The sequence below is a fragment of the Micromonospora sp. NPDC047548 genome (assembly GCF_040642975.1).
Taxonomy (GTDB): domain Bacteria; phylum Actinomycetota; class Actinomycetes; order Mycobacteriales; family Micromonosporaceae; genus Micromonospora.
On record NZ_JBEYTI010000009.1, the window covers coordinates 161,233 to 177,211 of the forward strand.

Consider the following 15,979-nt stretch of genomic DNA (forward strand, 5'->3'; position numbering starts at 1 on the left):
ACATCAACCGGTCAGGCCAGTCACTCGGCGGGCGGCAGGAGCAACCCGACCAGCTCCACGTGCTGGGTCATCGGGAACAGGTCGTACCCGCGCAGCGCGGCCAGCCGCCAGCCCAGCCCGGTGAAGGTGCGCACGTCCCGGGCGAAGGCGGCCGGGTCGCAGGCCACGTACGCGACGGCGCGCGGCCCGGCGGCGGCCACGGCCCGCACCACGGGCGCGCCCACGCCGGAGCGGGGCGGGTCGAGCACCACCAGGTCGACCGGGCCGGTGACCCGGCGGCGGGCCAGCGCGGTCTCCACCCGGGCGGCGACCACCTCCACCCGGGGCAGGTCGGCCAGGTTCTCCCGGGCGGCGGCGACCCCCTGCGCGGAGGACTCGACCAGGGTGATCCGGGCCTGCGGGCCGACCCGGCCGGCGAGGGCTGCGGCGAAGAGCCCGGCCCCGCCGTACAGGTCCCAGGCGGACTCGCCGGGACGCGGGTCGAGCAGGTCGAGGACCGCCCCGACGAGGGTGTCGGCGGCCGCCGGGTGGACCTGCCAGAAGCCGGCGGCGGGCAGCGTCCAGTCCCGGCCGGCGGCCACCTCGCGGACGGTCCCCGGCCCGCTGACCCCGGTGGCCGCCCCGTCGGTGACGGTGGCGACGCTGACGTCCCCGCCGGTGGAGGCGACGGTCTCGACCGCCTCGGCGTCCGGCCAGCGCGCGCCCGACGGGGCGAGCACCGGCAGCTCCCGGATCGCCGGGTGGGCGATCAGGCAGCGGTCGATCGGGACGACCTCGTGCGAGCGGTGCTTGAGCAGCCCGGCCCGGCCGGCGGCGTCGACGGCGTACCGGACCCGGGAGCGCCAGTCGAGCGGCCCGCCGGGCAGCGCCTCGACGGCCACCCCGAGCGCGTCCACCTCGGCCTCGGTGAGCCCGCCCAGGCGGGTGAGCTGCTCGCGCACCACCGCGGTCTTCCAGGCCAGTTGGGCGGCGGGCGCGACGTGTTGCAGGTCACAACCACCGCAGCGGCCAGGCTTCGCGTACGGGCAGGGCGGCTCGACCCGGTCCGGGGAGGCGGTCAGGATCTCGATCGCGTCGGCGCGGGCGAAGCCCTTGTGCAGCTCGGTCACCTCGGCCACCACCCGCTCGCCGGGCAGCGCGTGCCGGACGAAGACGACCTGCCCGTCGACTCGGGCCACGCAGTGCCCGCCGGGGGCGACCGCGCCGACGGTCAGCTCGACCCGCTCGGCCTCCTCCAACCCGCGCCGCTCTTCGGCGCCACTGGTCTCGCGTTTCACGGCGGTCACGGGCGCACCTCGGTCGACGGGCCGCTCTCGCCGGGCGGGGCGGGGACCACCGGCGGCGCGCTCGGCGACAGGGTGCTGCGCGGGGCCACCCGGGGCCCGCGGGCCGGGGTACGGCTCAGCGTGGCGTCGAGCCGGTCCAGGTCCTTGCTGGCGGTCGAGGCGAGCTGCCAGGGCACGCTGGTCACCATCACGCCCGGCTCGAAGAGCAGCCGCCCCTTGAGTCGCAGCGCGCTCTGGTTGTGCAGCAGGTGTTCCCACCAGCGCCCGACGACGTACTCGGGGATGAAGACGGTGACCACGTCGCGGGGCGACTCCCGGCGGGTGGAGGCGACGAAGTTGAGGATCGGCCGGGTGATCTCCCGGTACGGCGAGTCGACCACGGTGAGCGGGACGGGCAGCTCGCGCTGTTCCCACTCAGCCTGGAGCTGCCGGGTGTCCTTCTCGTCGACGTTCACCGTCACCGCGGTGAGCGTGTCCGGCCGGGTGGCCCGGGCGTACGCGATGGCCCGCAGGGTCGGCTGGTGCAGCTTGCTGACCAGCACGATGGCGTGGTTGCGGGCGGGCAGCACACCCCGGACCTCGGTCGGCTCGAGCTCGGCGGCGACCCGGTCGTAGTGCCGGCGGATGGCGAGCATCAGCAGGTAGATCACCGCCATCGCGGCGATCGCGATCCACGCGCCGAGCAGGAACTTGGTGACCAGCACGATGACCAGGACGGTGCCGGTCAGCACCATGCCGAAGCCGTTGATCGCCCGGGACCGGATCATCCGCCGCCGCGCCTCCGGGTCCCGCTCGTGGCGCAGGTGCCGGTTCCAGTGCCGGATCATGCCGGCCTGGGAGAGCGTGAAGGAGACGAACACCCCGACGATGTAGAGCTGGATCAGCCGGGTCACCTCGGCCTGGAAGCCGACGATCAGCACGATGGCGAAGGCGGCGAGGAAGACGATGCCGTTGGAGAAGGCCAGCCGGTCGCCCCGGGTGTGCAGCTGCCGGGGCAGGTAGCGGTCCTGGGCCAGGATCGAGCCGAGCACCGGGAAGCCGTTGAACGCGGTGTTCGCGGCCAGGAAGAGGATCAGCGCGGTCACCCCGGCGACCAGGTAGAGCAGCACCGAGCCGTTGCCGAAGACGGTCTCGCCGAGCTGGGTGGTGACGGTCTTCTGCACGTACCCGTCCGGGCCGGAGAGGATCTGCGTCCCCGGGTCCTCGACGAACTGCAGGCCGGTCAGGCGGGAGAGCCAGATGATGCCGACCAGCATGGCGACCGCGATGGTGCCGAGCAGCAGCAGGGTGGTCGCCGCGTTGCGGCTCTTCGGCGCCTTGAACGCGGGCACGCCGTTGGAGATGGCCTCCACACCGGTGAGCGCGGCGCAGCCCGAGGAGAAGGTGCGCAGCAGCAGGAAGACCAGGGCGAACCCGGTCACGCTGTGCTCGGCCTGGATCACCAGGCCGGCGCTGGGCGCGCGCAGGTCGTCGCCGAGCACGAACACCCGCACCAGCCCGGTGAGGATCATCCCGACCATCACGATGATGAAGCCGTAGGTGGGGATCGCGAAGGCCGTGCCCGACTCGCGCAGACCCCGCAGGTTCATCGCGGTGAGCACCGTCACCGCGAGCACGGCGATCAGCACCTTGTGGGCGTTCACGAAGGGCAGCACCGAGCCGAGGTTGGCCACCCCGGAGGAGACCGACACCGCGACGGTGAGCACGTAGTCGACCATCAGCGCACTGGCCACCGCCACCCCGGCCCGCGGCCCGAGGTTGACCGTGGCCACCTCGTAGTCACCGCCACCCGACGGGTACGCGTGCACGTTCTGCCGGTAGCTGGCCACCACGGTGAGCATCACCACGACCACCGCGAGCCCGATCCACGGGGAGAAGACGTACGCCGACGCCCCGGCGATGGAGAGCGTCAGCAGGATCTCGTCGGGGGCGTACGCGACGCTGGAGAGGGCGTCGGAGGCGAAGACCGGCAGGGCGATGCGCTTCGGGAGGAGGGTGTGCTGGAGCCGGTCGGACCGGAAGGGCCGACCGACGAGGAGTCGCTTCAGCAGCGAGGTGGGACTTGCCACAAGCGCTAAGGGTACGGCCAACGCACGCCGCCCGCCGGGGGTGCCTGATCACCACCCCGCGCGCCGGCACGGTACGGTCGGTCCTCCGTCGGCCGGGCGGACGTGGCACGCTCGCAGGGGACGCCGTCGTCGCCGACGGGCGGCACCGTTGGGAGGGGCACCGTGCATGTCGTGATCATGGGCTGTGGCCGGGTCGGCTCGACCCTCGCCCACAGCCTGGAGTCCCGGGGACACTCCGTGGCGGTGATCGACCAGGACGCCGACGCGTTCCGCCGCCTCGGGCCCGATTTCGCCGGCATCACCGTCACCGGCGCCGGTTTCGACGGCGAGGTGCTGCGTCAGGCCGGCATCGAGCGCGCGGACGCCTTCGCCGCGGTCTCCAGCGGCGACAACTCCAACATCATCTCGGCCCGGCTGGCCCGCGAGACGTTCGGCGTCTCCCGGGTCGCCGCCCGCATCTACGACCAGCGCCGGGCCCAGGTCTACGAGCGGCTCGGCATTCCCACCGTGGCCACCGTCCGGTGGACCGCCGACCGGATGCTGCGGCACCTGGTCCCCGAGGGCAACGTCGAGATCTTCCGCGACCCCACCAGCACCGTCTCGATCGTCGAGGTGCCGGTGCACAGGGAGTGGGTCGGGCGGCCGCTGCACCAGCTGGAGGAGGCGGCCGGCACGCGGGTGGCGTACCTCACCCGCTTCGGCATCGGCACCCTGCCCACCGCCTCCACGGTGGTGCAGGAGGGTGACCAGCTCTACGTGCTGGTCACCGACGACATAGCCGCCTCGGTCACCGCGGTGGCCGCTTCGCCGCCCGAAGGAGGGCTCTGAGCATGCGGATCGCCATCGCCGGCGCCGGCAACGTGGGCCGTTCGATCGCCCAGGAGCTGATCGACAACGGCCACCAGGTGATGCTGATCGAGCGCCAGCCCAAGATGCTCCGGCCGGACCGGGTGCCCGCCGCCGACTGGGTGCTGGCCGACGCCTGCGAGCTGACCAGCCTGGAAGAGGCCAACGTCGCGGGCTGCGACGTGGTCGTCGCGGCGACCGGTGACGACAAGGTCAACCTGGTGGTCTCGCTGCTGGCCAAGACCGAGTTCGCGGTGCCCCGGGTGGTCGCCCGGGTCAACCGGGCTGAGAACGAGTGGCTCTTCACCGAGCAGTGGGGCGTCGACGTGGCGGTCAGCAAGCCGCGGGTGATGGCCGCGCTGGTCGAGGAGGCGGTCACCGTCGGCGACCTGGTCCGGCTGATGACCTTCCGGCAGGGCGAGGCGAACCTGGTCGAGATCACCCTGCCGCCGACCGCGCCCTACGTGGGCCACCCGATACACACCGTGCCGATCCCCCGGGACGCCGCGCTGGTGGCGATCCTGCGCGGGAAGCGGGTGCTGGTGCCCAGCCCGGACGACCCGATCGAGGCTGGCGACGAGCTGATCTTCGTGTGCACCGCCGAGGTGGAGGACGACGTCCGCGCGGTGATCCTCGGCCCGGACAGCGTCGAGCGGACCCGCGGCAACGCCTGAAGCCGGCCGGGGGCGGCGACCTGCCGCCGGCGGGTCGGGCCGGGTGGCCACCGCGAGGTGAGCCGGGCGGGGTCAGCCGCCCGGCAGCGGCTGCGGCGCGGCCTGCTGGGTCACCCGGCGGACCGTCCAGACCGTGATCAGCAGCAGCAGCGCGTACGGCGGATAGCCCAGCGCCAGCCGGGCCACGCCCAGCGCGGTGTCCTGGTGGGCCAGGTAGAGCCCGGCCTGCACCCCGACCTTGGCCAGCCAGACCACACCCCAGAGCACGGTGAGCTGGGTGAAGGTGCGGACCAGCCGAGGGTCGTCGCGCCACTCGGCGCGCCCCTTGGCGACCAGCACCGACCAGATCCAGCCGACCAGGGGCTGGCGGATCGCCGCCGAGATCAGCAGGGCCACCCCGTAGCCGATGCCGTAGAGGATGCCGGGGAGGTAGAAGTCCCGCTCGTCGCCGGTGCGCCAGGCGATGGAGGCGCCGATGCCGATGCCGACGAGCCCGTTGACCGCGTGCCGGACCGGGCGCCGCTGGGCCAGCCGGGCGACGGCGATCAGCACCGCCACCCCGACCGAGGCGATCACCGCGGGCCGCAGCTCGCCCACGATGTTGGCCAGCACGAAGATCACCACGGGGACGCTGGACTCGACCAGGCCCCGCCAGCCGCCGAGCTGGTCGGCCATCTGCTCGGCGAGGCTGGGCAGCCGCTCGTCGTCCTCCGGAGGCGTCTGCGGCTCGGTGGCCGGGGACTGTCCCGTCGTCACTTCGGCGACTCCAGCTCGTAGTACGGGTTGTAGATGACCTTGCGGTCGTCCCGGACGGCCACCCGGCCGCGGGCGGTGAGGTGCCGGCCGGGCTCGATGCCGACGATGTGCCGCCGGCCCAGCCAGACGAGGGTCACCACGTCACTGCCGTCGTAGAGGTCCGCCTCCAGGGTGGGCAGGTTGGTCCGCGGGGTGTAGACCACCGTGCGGAGCCGACCGGCGACCGAGACCAGCTGGCCGCGCATGCACTGCCGGGCCGGGGTCCCGCCGGACTCGGCGCTCTCCCGTTGCAGCTCCTGCGCCTCGATCTCGGCCTCGCTCGCGGTGAACCGCCGCAGGATGCGCCGCAGCGACACCCGGCCCTCGTCGGTCGTCATGACCTCCGCGTCACCCTCTCCACGCTGACCGGCCCGCGCCGGCACTGGCCCGGCCCCGAGATGCCGGAAACCGTCCCGCCAGCGTACGCCGAACCGGCCCGCCCAGCGGGTCCGGCGTCCGCGGGGACGCCGGGCGGGCCCGCCCGGGCGCGCGGAACGGGCCGTGACCGGCGGGACACGGCATCGGGCCCGGCTCCGTCGAGGGACGGTGCCGGGCCCGGTGAGAGGTGGTTCCCGTGCTGGTCAGGCCTCGCGCGGGGCGGGCGCCGGAGCGCCGCCGTCCCCCTCCGCGGCCTGCTCGGCGACCTCGCGGGGCAGCCGCAGCGGCAGCGGCTCGCGCACCGGCTTCGCCTCCTGCCCCCGGTCGACGACCAGGCCGTCGAGGCACTGCGCCAGCGGCCCGGCCGCAGCCGGGTCGGTGGCGACGGCGCCCTGGTAGACCCCGCGGACCATCCAGCGCGGCCCGTCGACACCGACGAAGCGCAGATCCGTCAGTCCGTCCGGGGTACGCACCTGGGCGTGCAGCTCGGGGCCGTACTCGCCGTCGACCTCCTGGGCGGCGGCGCCGTCGGCGGACAGGGACTGGCGGATCTCCTCGCGCACCTCGTCCCAGATGCCCTCCGACCTGGGCGCGGCGAAGACCCCGAGCTGGAGGGCGTTCTCCCCGTGCACCAGCACGACCTGCTGGATCACGCCCTGCGGGTCGGCCTGCACCCGCACCTCGACGCCGGGCACCGCCGGGATCTGCAGGCTGCCCAGGTCGAGCCGCTGCACATCGTCCGGCGCCTCCGAGCTGTCGTAGGGGCCGCGCGACGGGCCCGTCGGCTCGGCGTCGTACGAGTCGAGGACCTCGGCGGCCCGCTCGTCACGGGCACCCCGCCCGCCCTCGGCCCGCTTCCGGCTGAAGATCACTGCGCCCACCCTCCGCTGTTCGCACTCACCCTGCCACCTCTTCCGTCTGTCCGCCCGCCCGGTCGGGATCTTCCCGTCGACCGGCTGCGGGCGGCGGCACCAGACCGGCGTGTCCACCGGTCGAGCCGTGCCCGCCCGCCCCGCGCCGCGACCCGGGCAGCTCGGCCACCGGCTGGAAGTCGACCCGCTCCACCCGCTGGACAACGAGCTGTGCGATGCGATCGCCACGGGAGATCTTCGCCGGCGTGTCCCGATCATGGTTGATCAGGTTGACCAGGATCTCACCCCGGTAACCGGCGTCGACCGTACCGGGCGCGTTGAGCACCGTCACGCCGAGCCTGGCGGCCAGGCCGGAGCGCGGGTGCACCAGGCCGACGTACCCCTCCGGCAGCGCCAGCGCCACCCCGGTCGGGACCAGGGCCCGGCCGCCGGGGGGCAGCTCGACGTCCGCGGCGGCCACCAGGTCGGCGCCGGCGTCACCGGGATGGGCGTACGCGGGCAGCGGCAGCTCCGGGTCGAACTGCCGCACGGGCACGGGTACGACGTGGGTCACGGTGCTCCTCTTCCGTCGGATTCGCGGGGTGGCCCTGCCATCCTGCCGGGTCGGACGGCCGCGCCGCGCCGTACCCTCGCAGGTGTGAGCGTGTCGCCTTCCCCGTCGTCGCCAGCCCCGCGCACCGCGGCGGTCGCGGAGCACTCCGAACGGCTGAGTCTGCCCTGGTGGCTCTGGCTGGCCGGGCTGCTCCTGTCCGGGCTGCTGGCCGCCGAGGTGTGGATGGGCGCGTCCGGGGTGCGGGCCTGGCTGCCCTTCGTGGTGCTCCCGCCGGCGACCGCGGCCGGGCTGTGGTGGCTGGGCCGGGTCCGGGTCGCGGTCCGCGACGGCGAGCTGTTCGTGGACGATGCCCACCTGCCGGTGCGGTACGTGGCGGACGCGGTCCCGTTGGACGCGGCCGGGCGGCGCGAGGTCCTCGGCGTGGGGGCGGACCCGCTCGCCTTCGTGGTGCAGCGGCCCTGGATCGGCGGCGCGGTGCAGGTGGTGCTCCACGACCCCGCCGACCCGACCCCGTTCTGGGTGGTGAGCACCCGCCACCCGGTCGAGCTGGCCCGCGCGATCATGGCCGCCCGCGACGCGGCTTGACGATCAGGGCCGGGCGCGCCAGCCGCCGGGCAGCGCCCCGCCCTGCCGGCGCAGGTCCCGGCGGAGCTCGTCGGCGAGGTTCCGGGTGGCCCGGCGGTTGAGGTAGCTGGCCACGGCGGCGCCGGTGAGGAACGGGCCCAGCGTGGTCAGGTTGCGCCCGAACCGCTTGAGCAGGGTGTCCCGCAGCTCCTTGCGGGCCGCGGTGCCGAGCACCGCGGCGACGCCCACCCCGGGCATCATCGGGTTGATCCCCCGCTGGCTGGCCCAGGACTGCACCAGGCCGATCGCCCGCTGGCTGCCGCCGGCGGGCAGCGGCACGTGGTAGACCTCGTGCAGCTCGCCGATCAGCTTCAGCTCGATCGCCACCACGGCGACCGTCTCGGCGGCCAGCAGCACCGGCGCGGACAGCAGCGTCGGGGCGACGGTCCACTCCACGGCGGCGACGCCGCCGCCGGCCGCGCCCACTCCGGCGGTGGCCCGGGCGGCGTTGCGCACCAGCCGCTCGGCCAGCGCCTCGTCGTCCAGCCCGGGGAAGTGCCGGCGCAGCGTGGCCAGGTCCCGGACCGGTACGTGCGGCGCCACGTCGGAGACCGTGTCGGTCATCCACCGCAGCGCGGCCTTCGGCTTGAACAGGTCGGCGATCCCGCGCGAACGCGCCTGCCCGACCAGCCGGGCGAGCAGTTGGCGGCGGCGGGCCGGCTCGATGTCGTCGGCGGTCAGCGCCGCCACGGTGGCGCCGAGTTCGTCACCGGCCCGATCGGCCGGGTCCTGGGTGCCGGCCGCGACGGAGGACCCGCCGGCGGTGCCGCCGGCGGGTTGCGCCGCACCGCCGGACGCCGCACCGCCGGACGCCGGGCCGCCGGACGCCGGGCCGGCACCGGCCGGGCCGGGCTGCGGGGCACGGACGGCGCCGTGGTCCGGGCTGCCGGGGGCGGCGCCGTCCGGGCAGTGGGTGGCACCGGCCTGCGGGCGCGTCGTGGCCTGCGCCGGAGTCGGGGCGTCCGCCCCGCCGCCGGGGCGCGACCCGGGGTCCCCCGCCGGCCCGCCGGCCCGCTCGTCGCGTTCGCTCATGAGCCCGACCTCCCCTGCTCCCGTCGGCGTGGTGACCGCCAGTTACGAGTCAAACAGCTCCCCGCTGCCCGCGCACGGCAGCTCGGGCAGCGGCGGCCCCGCCGGGGAGGCCGCCGCCGGTGTACGGGTCGGGGTCAGACGCATTCGCGGCAGATCAGCTCGCCGTTGCGCTCCACCGCCAACTGGCTGCGGTGGTGGACCAGGAAGCAGCGGCCGCAGCGGAACTCGTCCTGCTGCATCGGCAGGACCTTGACGGTCAGCTCCTCGTCGGCCAGGTCGGCGCCGGGCAGCTCGAAGCTCTCGGCCACCTCGGCCTCGTCGACGTCCACGGCGCCCGACTGTGAGTCGACCCGCCGGGCCTTGAGCTCTTCCAGGCTGTCCTCGCCGAGGTCGACCTCGTCGCGACGCGGGGCGTCGTAGTCGGTGGCCATCGGTTCACTCTCCCATATCGATGTTGTCGCTTCCGGTGCTAACGCCGGACGACGCTGTTTCGGTTCCCACTGGCCGGCCACCCTTTGTGTCGGTCACCCGACCCGACGGCCGTTCGGGCCGAGACCGCCAGGGGCCTCCCCCGGCGAGCGCGGAACCTTACCCCCCTTGGGCGAGGCATGTATACCGCCCTCGTGGCTGAGATGTACGCCCCAGCACCCCGAGTTGTTCCCAATGTGACTCAGGCGACACGAAGATAGGGGTAGTAGTACCCGCTTCCCGGGTGACGCGCCGGCATGTCGGACTGTTTCCACGCGACGGTCGGACAACCGTTAACCTCAGCGGCGTACTCGACGGCCGCCGGGGCGGCCCGACCGCCGGCGGCCGCCGCCACCCACCTCTGTCCGGGGAGCGCCCAGATGAGTTTTGCGCGAGTGCGAGCACTCGTTGTCGTCGGTCTGCTGGCGGTCGTCGCCCTGGTCTTCGTGGTCGCCGCCATGGTGCGGGACACACAGGCCAAGGGGGGCCTGGCCGGGAGCTGCCCCGAGGGCTGGCCGCTCGCAGACATCAGGCTGCGCGCGCAGAAGGACGTGAAGATCAACGTCTTGAACGGCAGCGACGAGGCGGGCCGGGCCGGGGACGTGGCCGACGACTTCCGCAACCGCAAGTTCCAGGTGAAGAAGGTGGGCAACGCGCCGAAGGGCGTCGACGGGGTGGCGGTGCTGCGCTACGGCCCCAAGGGCGTCGGCTCGGCGCACCTGCTGCGGGCCTACTTCCTCGACAACGCCGACACCGACTACGACGCCAACCGCAAGGACGACACCGTCGACGTCGTGCTGGGCAACGGCTTCCAGCAGCTGGCCACCACCACCGAGGTCAACCAGTCCCTGGGCGACCTGGGCGCGCCCGAGGCGCCGACCGGCTCCTGCCCGATGCCGGTCGACAAGTGACCGCCCCGCCCGCCGGGCGGGCGGATCGGACTGACCTGCCGCGACGGCGGGATCCCCGGGGGACCCCGCCGTCGCGCTGTCCGGGGCGGTCAGGGGCCGCCGGAGGCGTCCAGGTCGGCGAGCCGGTCGTGCAGCGGCGCGAACAGCGCCGGCGGCGCGGCGATCACCAGGTCCGGGCCGGCCGACATGCCTCGCAGCCCGGCGACCCGCAGGCCCGCCTCGGCGGCCACCAGGCCCCCGGCGGCCTGGTCCCAGGCGGCCAGCCCCTTCTCGTAGTAGGCGTCCACCCGTCCCTCGGCGGCCAGGCAGAGGTCCAACGCGGCGGCGCCGAGCCGGCGGATGTCGCGGACGTACGGGATCAGTTCGGCGACCACCCGGGCCTGGTGCGAGCGGCGCGCCGGGTCGTAGCCGAATCCGGTGGCGACCAGCGCCTGCCCCAGGTCGTCCTCGGTGGAGCAGCGCAGCCGCCGGCCGTCGCGCCAGGCGCCGCCGCCCGCGGTGGCGGTCCACTCCTCGCCGGTGACCACGTTGCGCACCACCCCGGCGACCACCTCGCCGTCGACCTCGGCGGCCAGCGACACCGCGCAGTACGGCAGCCCGTAGAGGTAGTTCACGGTGCCGTCGATCGGGTCGACGATCCAGCGCACCCCGCTGGTCGCCCCGCCCGCCTGCCCGGCGCCGTACTCCTCGCCGAGGACCGCGTCGTCGGGACGTACCCGGTGCAGCGCGTCGAGGACCTGCCGCTCGACGGCGCGGTCCGCGGCGGTGACCACGTCGGTGACGGTGCTCTTGGTGGCGGCGATCGAGACGCCCTCGGCGCGCATCCGGTGCGCGGTGGCCGCGGCCTGCCGGGCGACATCGATCGCGATCGTGAGCAGTTCGGCCGGCTCCGGCGCCGAACGAGTCATGGTTCGTCCCCTTCCCGCACGATCGCCGACGTCCGCCGCGCGCGCGGGTATCATCCTTACAAAGTCCATATCTGCGCCGAATCGGCGGTCCCCGCCACCGGTGCGCCGTGCGCCGCAGGATGATCGCCGCAGACGGCGTTACAATTCACCCTGCCCACGCGCCACGGACCGCCGCCGGACGGCCGGCCCGGGACACGGGGGCCCTCAACGACAACGCCCAGCACGGTGCACCACACTGCGCCGGACGACCCGGCCGTGCTCGCTCTTCGCCTCCGGAAGGTCATTCGTGACAGAACCCCGCCAGACCGGCGCCGACGTTCGCTCGCTCACCGACACCCTGATCGCCCACGCGCAGAGCGCCGGCGGCCAGTTGACGTCGGCCCAGCTCGCGCGCACCGTCGAGTCCGCTGAGGTGACCCCGGCCCAGGCCAAGAAGATCCTGCGGGCGCTCTCCGAGGCGGGGGTGACCGTGGTCGTGGACGGCTCGGCCAGCACCCGTCGCCGGGTCGCCGCGGCCCGGTCCGCCACCCCAGCCTCCCGGGCCACCACCGCCAAGACCACCAAGAAGGCCGCCGCGCCCGCTCCCAAGCAGGCGCCCGCCGCCGAGGAGGCCCCGGCGCCCGCCCCGCGCAAGGCGGCGCCGCGCAAGGCCGCCACCACCGCCGAGGTGGCCGCCAAGGCCGCCGCGCCGGCCGCCAAGGCGACGAAGTCCACCCGCGCCACCAAGGCGACGGTGGCTGCGGCCGGCAAGGCCACCAAGGCTGCCGGCAAGGGCGAGGGCGCCGAGGGCGACATCGACCCCGAGGAACTCGCGGCCGCGATCGAGGACGTGGTGGTCGAGGAGCCGGCCGAGCTGACCAAGGCCGCCGAGGCGGACGCGGCCAGCTCCGCCACGGACAACGACTTCGAGTGGGACGACGAGGAGTCCGAGGCGCTCAAGCAGGCGCGCCGCGACGCCGAGCTGACCGCCTCGGCCGACTCCGTCCGGGCGTACCTCAAGCAGATCGGCAAGGTCCCGCTGCTCAACGCGGAGCAGGAGGTGGAGCTCGCCAAGCGGATCGAGGCCGGGCTCTACGCCGCCGAGCGGCTGCGCGCGGCCGACGAGGGCGAGGAGAAGCTCACCCGCGACATGCAGCGGGATCTGGGCTGGATCTCCCGCGACGGCGAGCGCGCCAAGAACCACCTCCTGGAGGCCAACCTCCGGCTGGTCGTCTCGCTGGCCAAGCGCTACACCGGCCGCGGCATGGCCTTCCTGGACCTGATCCAGGAGGGCAACCTCGGTCTGATCCGCGCGGTCGAGAAGTTCGACTACACCAAGGGCTACAAGTTCTCCACGTACGCCACCTGGTGGATCCGGCAGGCGATCACCCGGGCCATGGCCGACCAGGCCCGCACCATCCGCATCCCGGTGCACATGGTCGAGGTGATCAACAAGCTCGGCCGGATACAGCGCGAGCTGCTCCAGGACCTGGGCCGCGAGCCCACCCCGGAGGAGCTGGCCAAGGAGATGGACATCACACCGGAGAAGGTGCTGGAGATCCAGCAGTACGCCCGGGAGCCCATCTCGCTGGACCAGACCATCGGTGACGAGGGCGACAGCCAGCTCGGTGACTTCATCGAGGACTCGGAGGCCGTCGTCGCGGTCGACGCAGTCTCCTTCTCGCTGCTGCAGGACCAGCTCCAGCAGGTGCTGCAGACGCTCTCCGAGCGTGAGGCGGGCGTGGTACGCCTGCGCTTCGGCCTGACCGACGGTCAGCCGCGCACCCTGGACGAGATCGGCCAGGTGTACGGCGTGACCCGGGAGCGGATCCGGCAGATCGAGTCCAAGACCATGTCCAAGCTGCGGCACCCATCCCGTTCCCAGGTGCTCCGCGACTACCTGGACTGACCCCTTCACGTCAACCAGCCGTGTCGGTTTGACCACCAGCCGTAGAACACTCAAAGGTGATCCGTCGGTTGCCCGTTTGTGATCGTTGACGTGGCACCCTTGGCACACGGCACACTGTCTCCCTACCATGTGTGACCTCGGTCGCCTGCGGGCACACAGGGAAGGCAGGGCCCGACGAGGGTGTTGCACGATGGGTGAGCAACGACCGAAGAGAGTGTTCATCGGTGACGACCAGAGGAGGAAGGCGATGACCCCGACCCTCACGCCGCCGCCCGAGACGGTGGCTCCCCCAGCCGCCGATGAACGGTGCGACCGCTGCAATGCTGCCGGCAAGCTCCGGATCACTCTGGCGGGTGGGAGCGAGCTGGTGTTCTGTGGGCACCACGCGAACAAGTACGCGGAGGATCTCGTGAAGATCACCGTGCGGTACGCGGCGGACCCGGAGTTCAGCTGGCGTGGCGCCGATCTGATGGCGATCTGAATCCGCAACCACATAACGACGACATAGCCGGCCGGGAGCCCAACAGGGCTCCCGGCCGGCTTCGTGTGCGCTCTCTCCCCCGCCGCGCCCCGCGCCCTCCCCAGGTCCGCGCACTTTGACGGAAAGAGTGGCCTCGACGCGCCGAACAGCCACACTTTCCCGGAAAGTGCGCAGATCTTGGCGGCGGGACGCCCGGGACGGCGGAGTGCCCCGGGGCGGGTGGGGTGTCAGAGGGTCTGCATGGTGGCGATGCGCTCTTCGAGCTGCTCGATCGTCGCCTGGGCGCTGGGCGGGCCGCCGCAGAGCCGGCGCAGCTCAGCGTGGATCTTGCCGTGCGGCTGGCCGGTGCGGTGGTGCCGGGCGGCCACCAGGGCGTTCAGCTGGCGGCGCAGGGCCACCCGGCGCTGGGCGGCACTCATCGGTACCGCCGGCGCCGCCGGGGCCTCAGCGGCCGGCTCAGCGGTCCGCGCGGCCGCCCGCCGGCGCTGCGCGGCGAGCTGTTCGGCCTGCCGCTTGGTCAGCAGCATGGAGACCTGGTCGGCGGTGAGCAGACCGGGCAGGCCGAGGTACTCCTCCTCCTCCGGGGTCCCGGCCTGGGCGGCGGTGCCGAACGACGCACCGTCGAAGATGACCTGGTCCAGCTCGGCGGTCGCCGAGAGCGCGGTGAAGCGCTTCTCCAGCTCCCCGCTGGCCTGGTCGTCGCGCTGGGCGCGCTCCAGCAGGTCGTCGTCGAAGCCCTCGCGGTCCTTGGGCTTGCCGAGCACGTGGTCCCGTTCGGCCTCCATCTCGCTGGCCAGTCCGAGCAGGTGCGGCACGCTGGGCAGGAAGACCGAGGCGGTCTCCCCCTGCCGGCGGGCCCGCACGAAGCGCCCGATCGCCTGGGCGAAGTAGAGCGGGGTGCTGGCGCTGGTGGCGTAGACGCCGACCGCCAGGCGGGGGATGTCGACGCCCTCGGACACCATCCGCACCGCGACCAGCCAGCGCTGCTCGGACGCCGCGAACGTCGCGATCCGCGCGGAGGCCCCCACGTCGTCGGAGAGCACCACGACGGCCTTCTCGCCGGTCAGCTGCTCGATCAGCTTCGCGTACGAGCGGGCGTTCTGCTGGTCGCTGGCGATGACGAGGCCGCCGGCGTCGGGCATGCCGGCGTTGCGCAGCACGGTCAGCCGGGCGTCGGCGGCCCGGAGCACCTGCGGCATCCAGTCCCCGGTCGGGTCCAGAGCGGTGCGCCAGGCCTGCGCGACCAGGTCCTGCGTCATCGGCTCGCCCAGCCGCGCCGCCAGCTCGTCGCCGGCGTTGGTGCGCCACCGGGTCTCCCCGGAGTACGCCAGGAAGAGCACCGGCCGGACCACGCCGTCGCGCAGCGCGTCGGCGTAGCCGTAGACCGAGTCGGCGCGGGAGCGCAGCAGCCCGTCACCGCCGCGCTCGTAGCTGACGAACGGGATGGGGTTGTCGTCGGAGCGGAACGGCGTACCGGTGAGCATCAGCCGGCGTACCGCGGGCTCGAAGGCCGCCTTGACGCCGTCGCCCCAGGACCGGGAGTCGCCGGCGTGGTGGATCTCGTCGAGGATGACCAGCGTGCGCCGGGTCATGGTGCGCCGCCGGTGCACCTGCGGGGCCATCCCGACCTGGGCGTAGGTGACGACCGCGCCGTGGAAGTCGGCGGAGGAGTGCAGGTCTGCGTTGCGGAACGCGGCGTCGAGCTGGATGCCGACCCGGGCCGCGGCGTCCGCCCACTGGGTCTTCAGGTGCTCGGTCGGGGCGACCACGGTGACCGCCTCGACGGTGCCGTCCACGAGCAGCTCGGCGGCGATCCGCAGGGCGAAGGTGGTCTTACCGGCACCGGGGGTGGCGACCGCGGTGAACTCCTCGGTCCGGCGGCGCAGGTACTCCACCATCGCCTTGCGTTGCCAGGCACGCAGGGGCGGGAACGTCTCGAGCGCCGGCAACCGGGCTGCCACGCGAAGGCTCCTCTCCGACCGCACGACGGCGGACCCCGGTCGAGGGCCACGGGTACCGCCGCCCATGAAAACGCCTCCGCGCAGAAGATGCCGCGAAGGCCGGCTCAGCATAACCAGCGAAGGCCGCTCGCCCCACTCGACGCCACGCTGGTCACATCCGCCACCCCCGCCCGCGCTGTGCTCGATCCGCTCTGCGGCGGGTTGCGGTGTCCCGGCCGGGGTGCCACCGCGAG

At 73.8% G+C, this 15,979-nt stretch carries 16 protein-coding genes; 6 read left to right on the top strand and 10 right to left on the bottom strand.

Going from position 1 to position 15,979, the window contains the following annotated elements:
• Positions 1–20 precede the first annotated feature (20 nt).
• Both ABZ807_RS12790 and ABZ807_RS12795 read right to left on the bottom strand, forming a co-directional pair.
• Positions 21–1,286, bottom strand: coding sequence for a TRAM domain-containing protein (locus ABZ807_RS12790; RefSeq protein ID WP_357155951.1), 1,266 nt, complete (start codon positions 1,284–1,286; stop codon positions 21–23).
• The gene (locus ABZ807_RS12795; protein WP_357155955.1) at positions 1,283–3,355 is read right to left on the bottom strand and encodes an APC family permease; all 2,073 of its coding nucleotides are present in this window, start codon (positions 3,353–3,355) and stop codon (positions 1,283–1,285) included. The genes ABZ807_RS12790 and ABZ807_RS12795 overlap by 4 nt, the downstream gene beginning before the upstream one ends.
• 162 nt (positions 3,356–3,517) lie before the next feature.
• On the opposite strand from ABZ807_RS12795, the gene ABZ807_RS12800 reads away from it, so the two are divergent.
• Both ABZ807_RS12800 and ABZ807_RS12805 read left to right on the top strand, forming a co-directional pair.
• On the top strand, positions 3,518–4,183 hold the full coding sequence (locus ABZ807_RS12800; RefSeq protein WP_357155958.1) for a TrkA family potassium uptake protein: 666 nt from the start codon (positions 3,518–3,520) through the stop codon (positions 4,181–4,183).
• Positions 4,180–4,875: a TrkA family potassium uptake protein gene (locus ABZ807_RS12805; RefSeq protein ID WP_357156132.1), complete on the top strand. Its 696-nt coding sequence runs from the start codon at positions 4,180–4,182 to the stop codon at positions 4,873–4,875. The genes ABZ807_RS12800 and ABZ807_RS12805 overlap by 4 nt, the downstream gene beginning before the upstream one ends.
• A gap of 72 nt (positions 4,876–4,947) precedes the next feature.
• On the opposite strand, the gene ABZ807_RS12810 is transcribed toward ABZ807_RS12805, so the two are convergent.
• From ABZ807_RS12810 to dut, 4 genes are all read right to left on the bottom strand, one after another.
• A complete protein-coding gene (locus ABZ807_RS12810; RefSeq protein WP_357155962.1) occupies positions 4,948–5,631 on the bottom strand; it encodes a DUF3159 domain-containing protein in 684 nt (227 codons plus the stop codon).
• Entirely contained in the window at positions 5,628–6,008 is a 381-nt protein-coding gene (locus ABZ807_RS12815) for an OB-fold nucleic acid binding domain-containing protein (RefSeq protein ID WP_357155966.1), read from the bottom strand. Before ABZ807_RS12815 ends, ABZ807_RS12810 begins: the two co-directional genes overlap by 4 nt.
• Before the next feature lie 243 nt (positions 6,009–6,251).
• Entirely contained in the window at positions 6,252–6,920 is a 669-nt protein-coding gene (locus ABZ807_RS12820; RefSeq protein ID WP_357155969.1) for a DUF3710 domain-containing protein, read from the bottom strand.
• A 25-nt stretch (positions 6,921–6,945) separates the two neighbouring features.
• Complete coding sequence (dut, locus tag ABZ807_RS12825; protein ID WP_357155972.1) at positions 6,946–7,473, bottom strand: dUTP diphosphatase; 528 nt, start codon at positions 7,471–7,473, stop codon at positions 6,946–6,948.
• A gap of 90 nt (positions 7,474–7,563) precedes the next feature.
• On the opposite strand from dut, the gene ABZ807_RS12830 reads away from it, so the two are divergent.
• Positions 7,564–8,058, top strand: a complete 495-nt coding sequence (locus ABZ807_RS12830) for a DUF3093 domain-containing protein (RefSeq protein ID WP_357156135.1) — start codon at positions 7,564–7,566, stop codon at positions 8,056–8,058.
• Between the two features lie 3 nt (positions 8,059–8,061).
• On the opposite strand, the gene ABZ807_RS12835 is transcribed toward ABZ807_RS12830, so the two are convergent.
• Positions 8,062–8,787: a hypothetical protein gene (locus ABZ807_RS12835; protein ID WP_357156138.1), complete on the bottom strand. Its 726-nt coding sequence runs from the start codon at positions 8,785–8,787 to the stop codon at positions 8,062–8,064.
• A 476-nt stretch (positions 8,788–9,263) separates the two neighbouring features.
• Positions 9,264–9,560, bottom strand: a complete 297-nt coding sequence (locus ABZ807_RS12840) for a DUF4193 domain-containing protein (protein WP_046565779.1) — start codon at positions 9,558–9,560, stop codon at positions 9,264–9,266.
• Positions 9,561–9,992: 432 nt separating this feature from the next.
• Between ABZ807_RS12840 and ABZ807_RS12845 the strand changes: the two genes are divergently transcribed.
• Positions 9,993–10,508, top strand: coding sequence for a LytR C-terminal domain-containing protein (locus ABZ807_RS12845; RefSeq protein ID WP_357156140.1), 516 nt, complete (start codon positions 9,993–9,995; stop codon positions 10,506–10,508).
• Positions 10,509–10,597: 89 nt separating this feature from the next.
• Here ABZ807_RS12845 and ABZ807_RS12850 read toward each other — a convergent pair whose 3' ends face one another.
• Complete coding sequence (locus ABZ807_RS12850) at positions 10,598–11,416, bottom strand: inositol monophosphatase family protein (RefSeq protein ID WP_357155975.1); 819 nt, start codon at positions 11,414–11,416, stop codon at positions 10,598–10,600.
• A 286-nt stretch (positions 11,417–11,702) separates the two neighbouring features.
• On the opposite strand from ABZ807_RS12850, the gene ABZ807_RS12855 reads away from it, so the two are divergent.
• The gene (locus tag ABZ807_RS12855; RefSeq protein WP_357155978.1) at positions 11,703–13,304 is read left to right on the top strand and encodes an RNA polymerase sigma factor; all 1,602 of its coding nucleotides are present in this window, start codon (positions 11,703–11,705) and stop codon (positions 13,302–13,304) included.
• 247 nt (positions 13,305–13,551) lie between these two features.
• Positions 13,552–13,785 (top strand): hypothetical protein, encoded by a 234-nt coding sequence (locus ABZ807_RS12860; protein WP_357155981.1) that lies wholly within the window; start codon positions 13,552–13,554, stop codon positions 13,783–13,785.
• A gap of 227 nt (positions 13,786–14,012) precedes the next feature.
• On the opposite strand, the gene ABZ807_RS12865 is transcribed toward ABZ807_RS12860, so the two are convergent.
• Positions 14,013–15,746, bottom strand: coding sequence for a DEAD/DEAH box helicase (locus tag ABZ807_RS12865; RefSeq protein ID WP_357155984.1), 1,734 nt, complete (start codon positions 15,744–15,746; stop codon positions 14,013–14,015).
• Positions 15,747–15,979 lie beyond the last annotated feature (233 nt).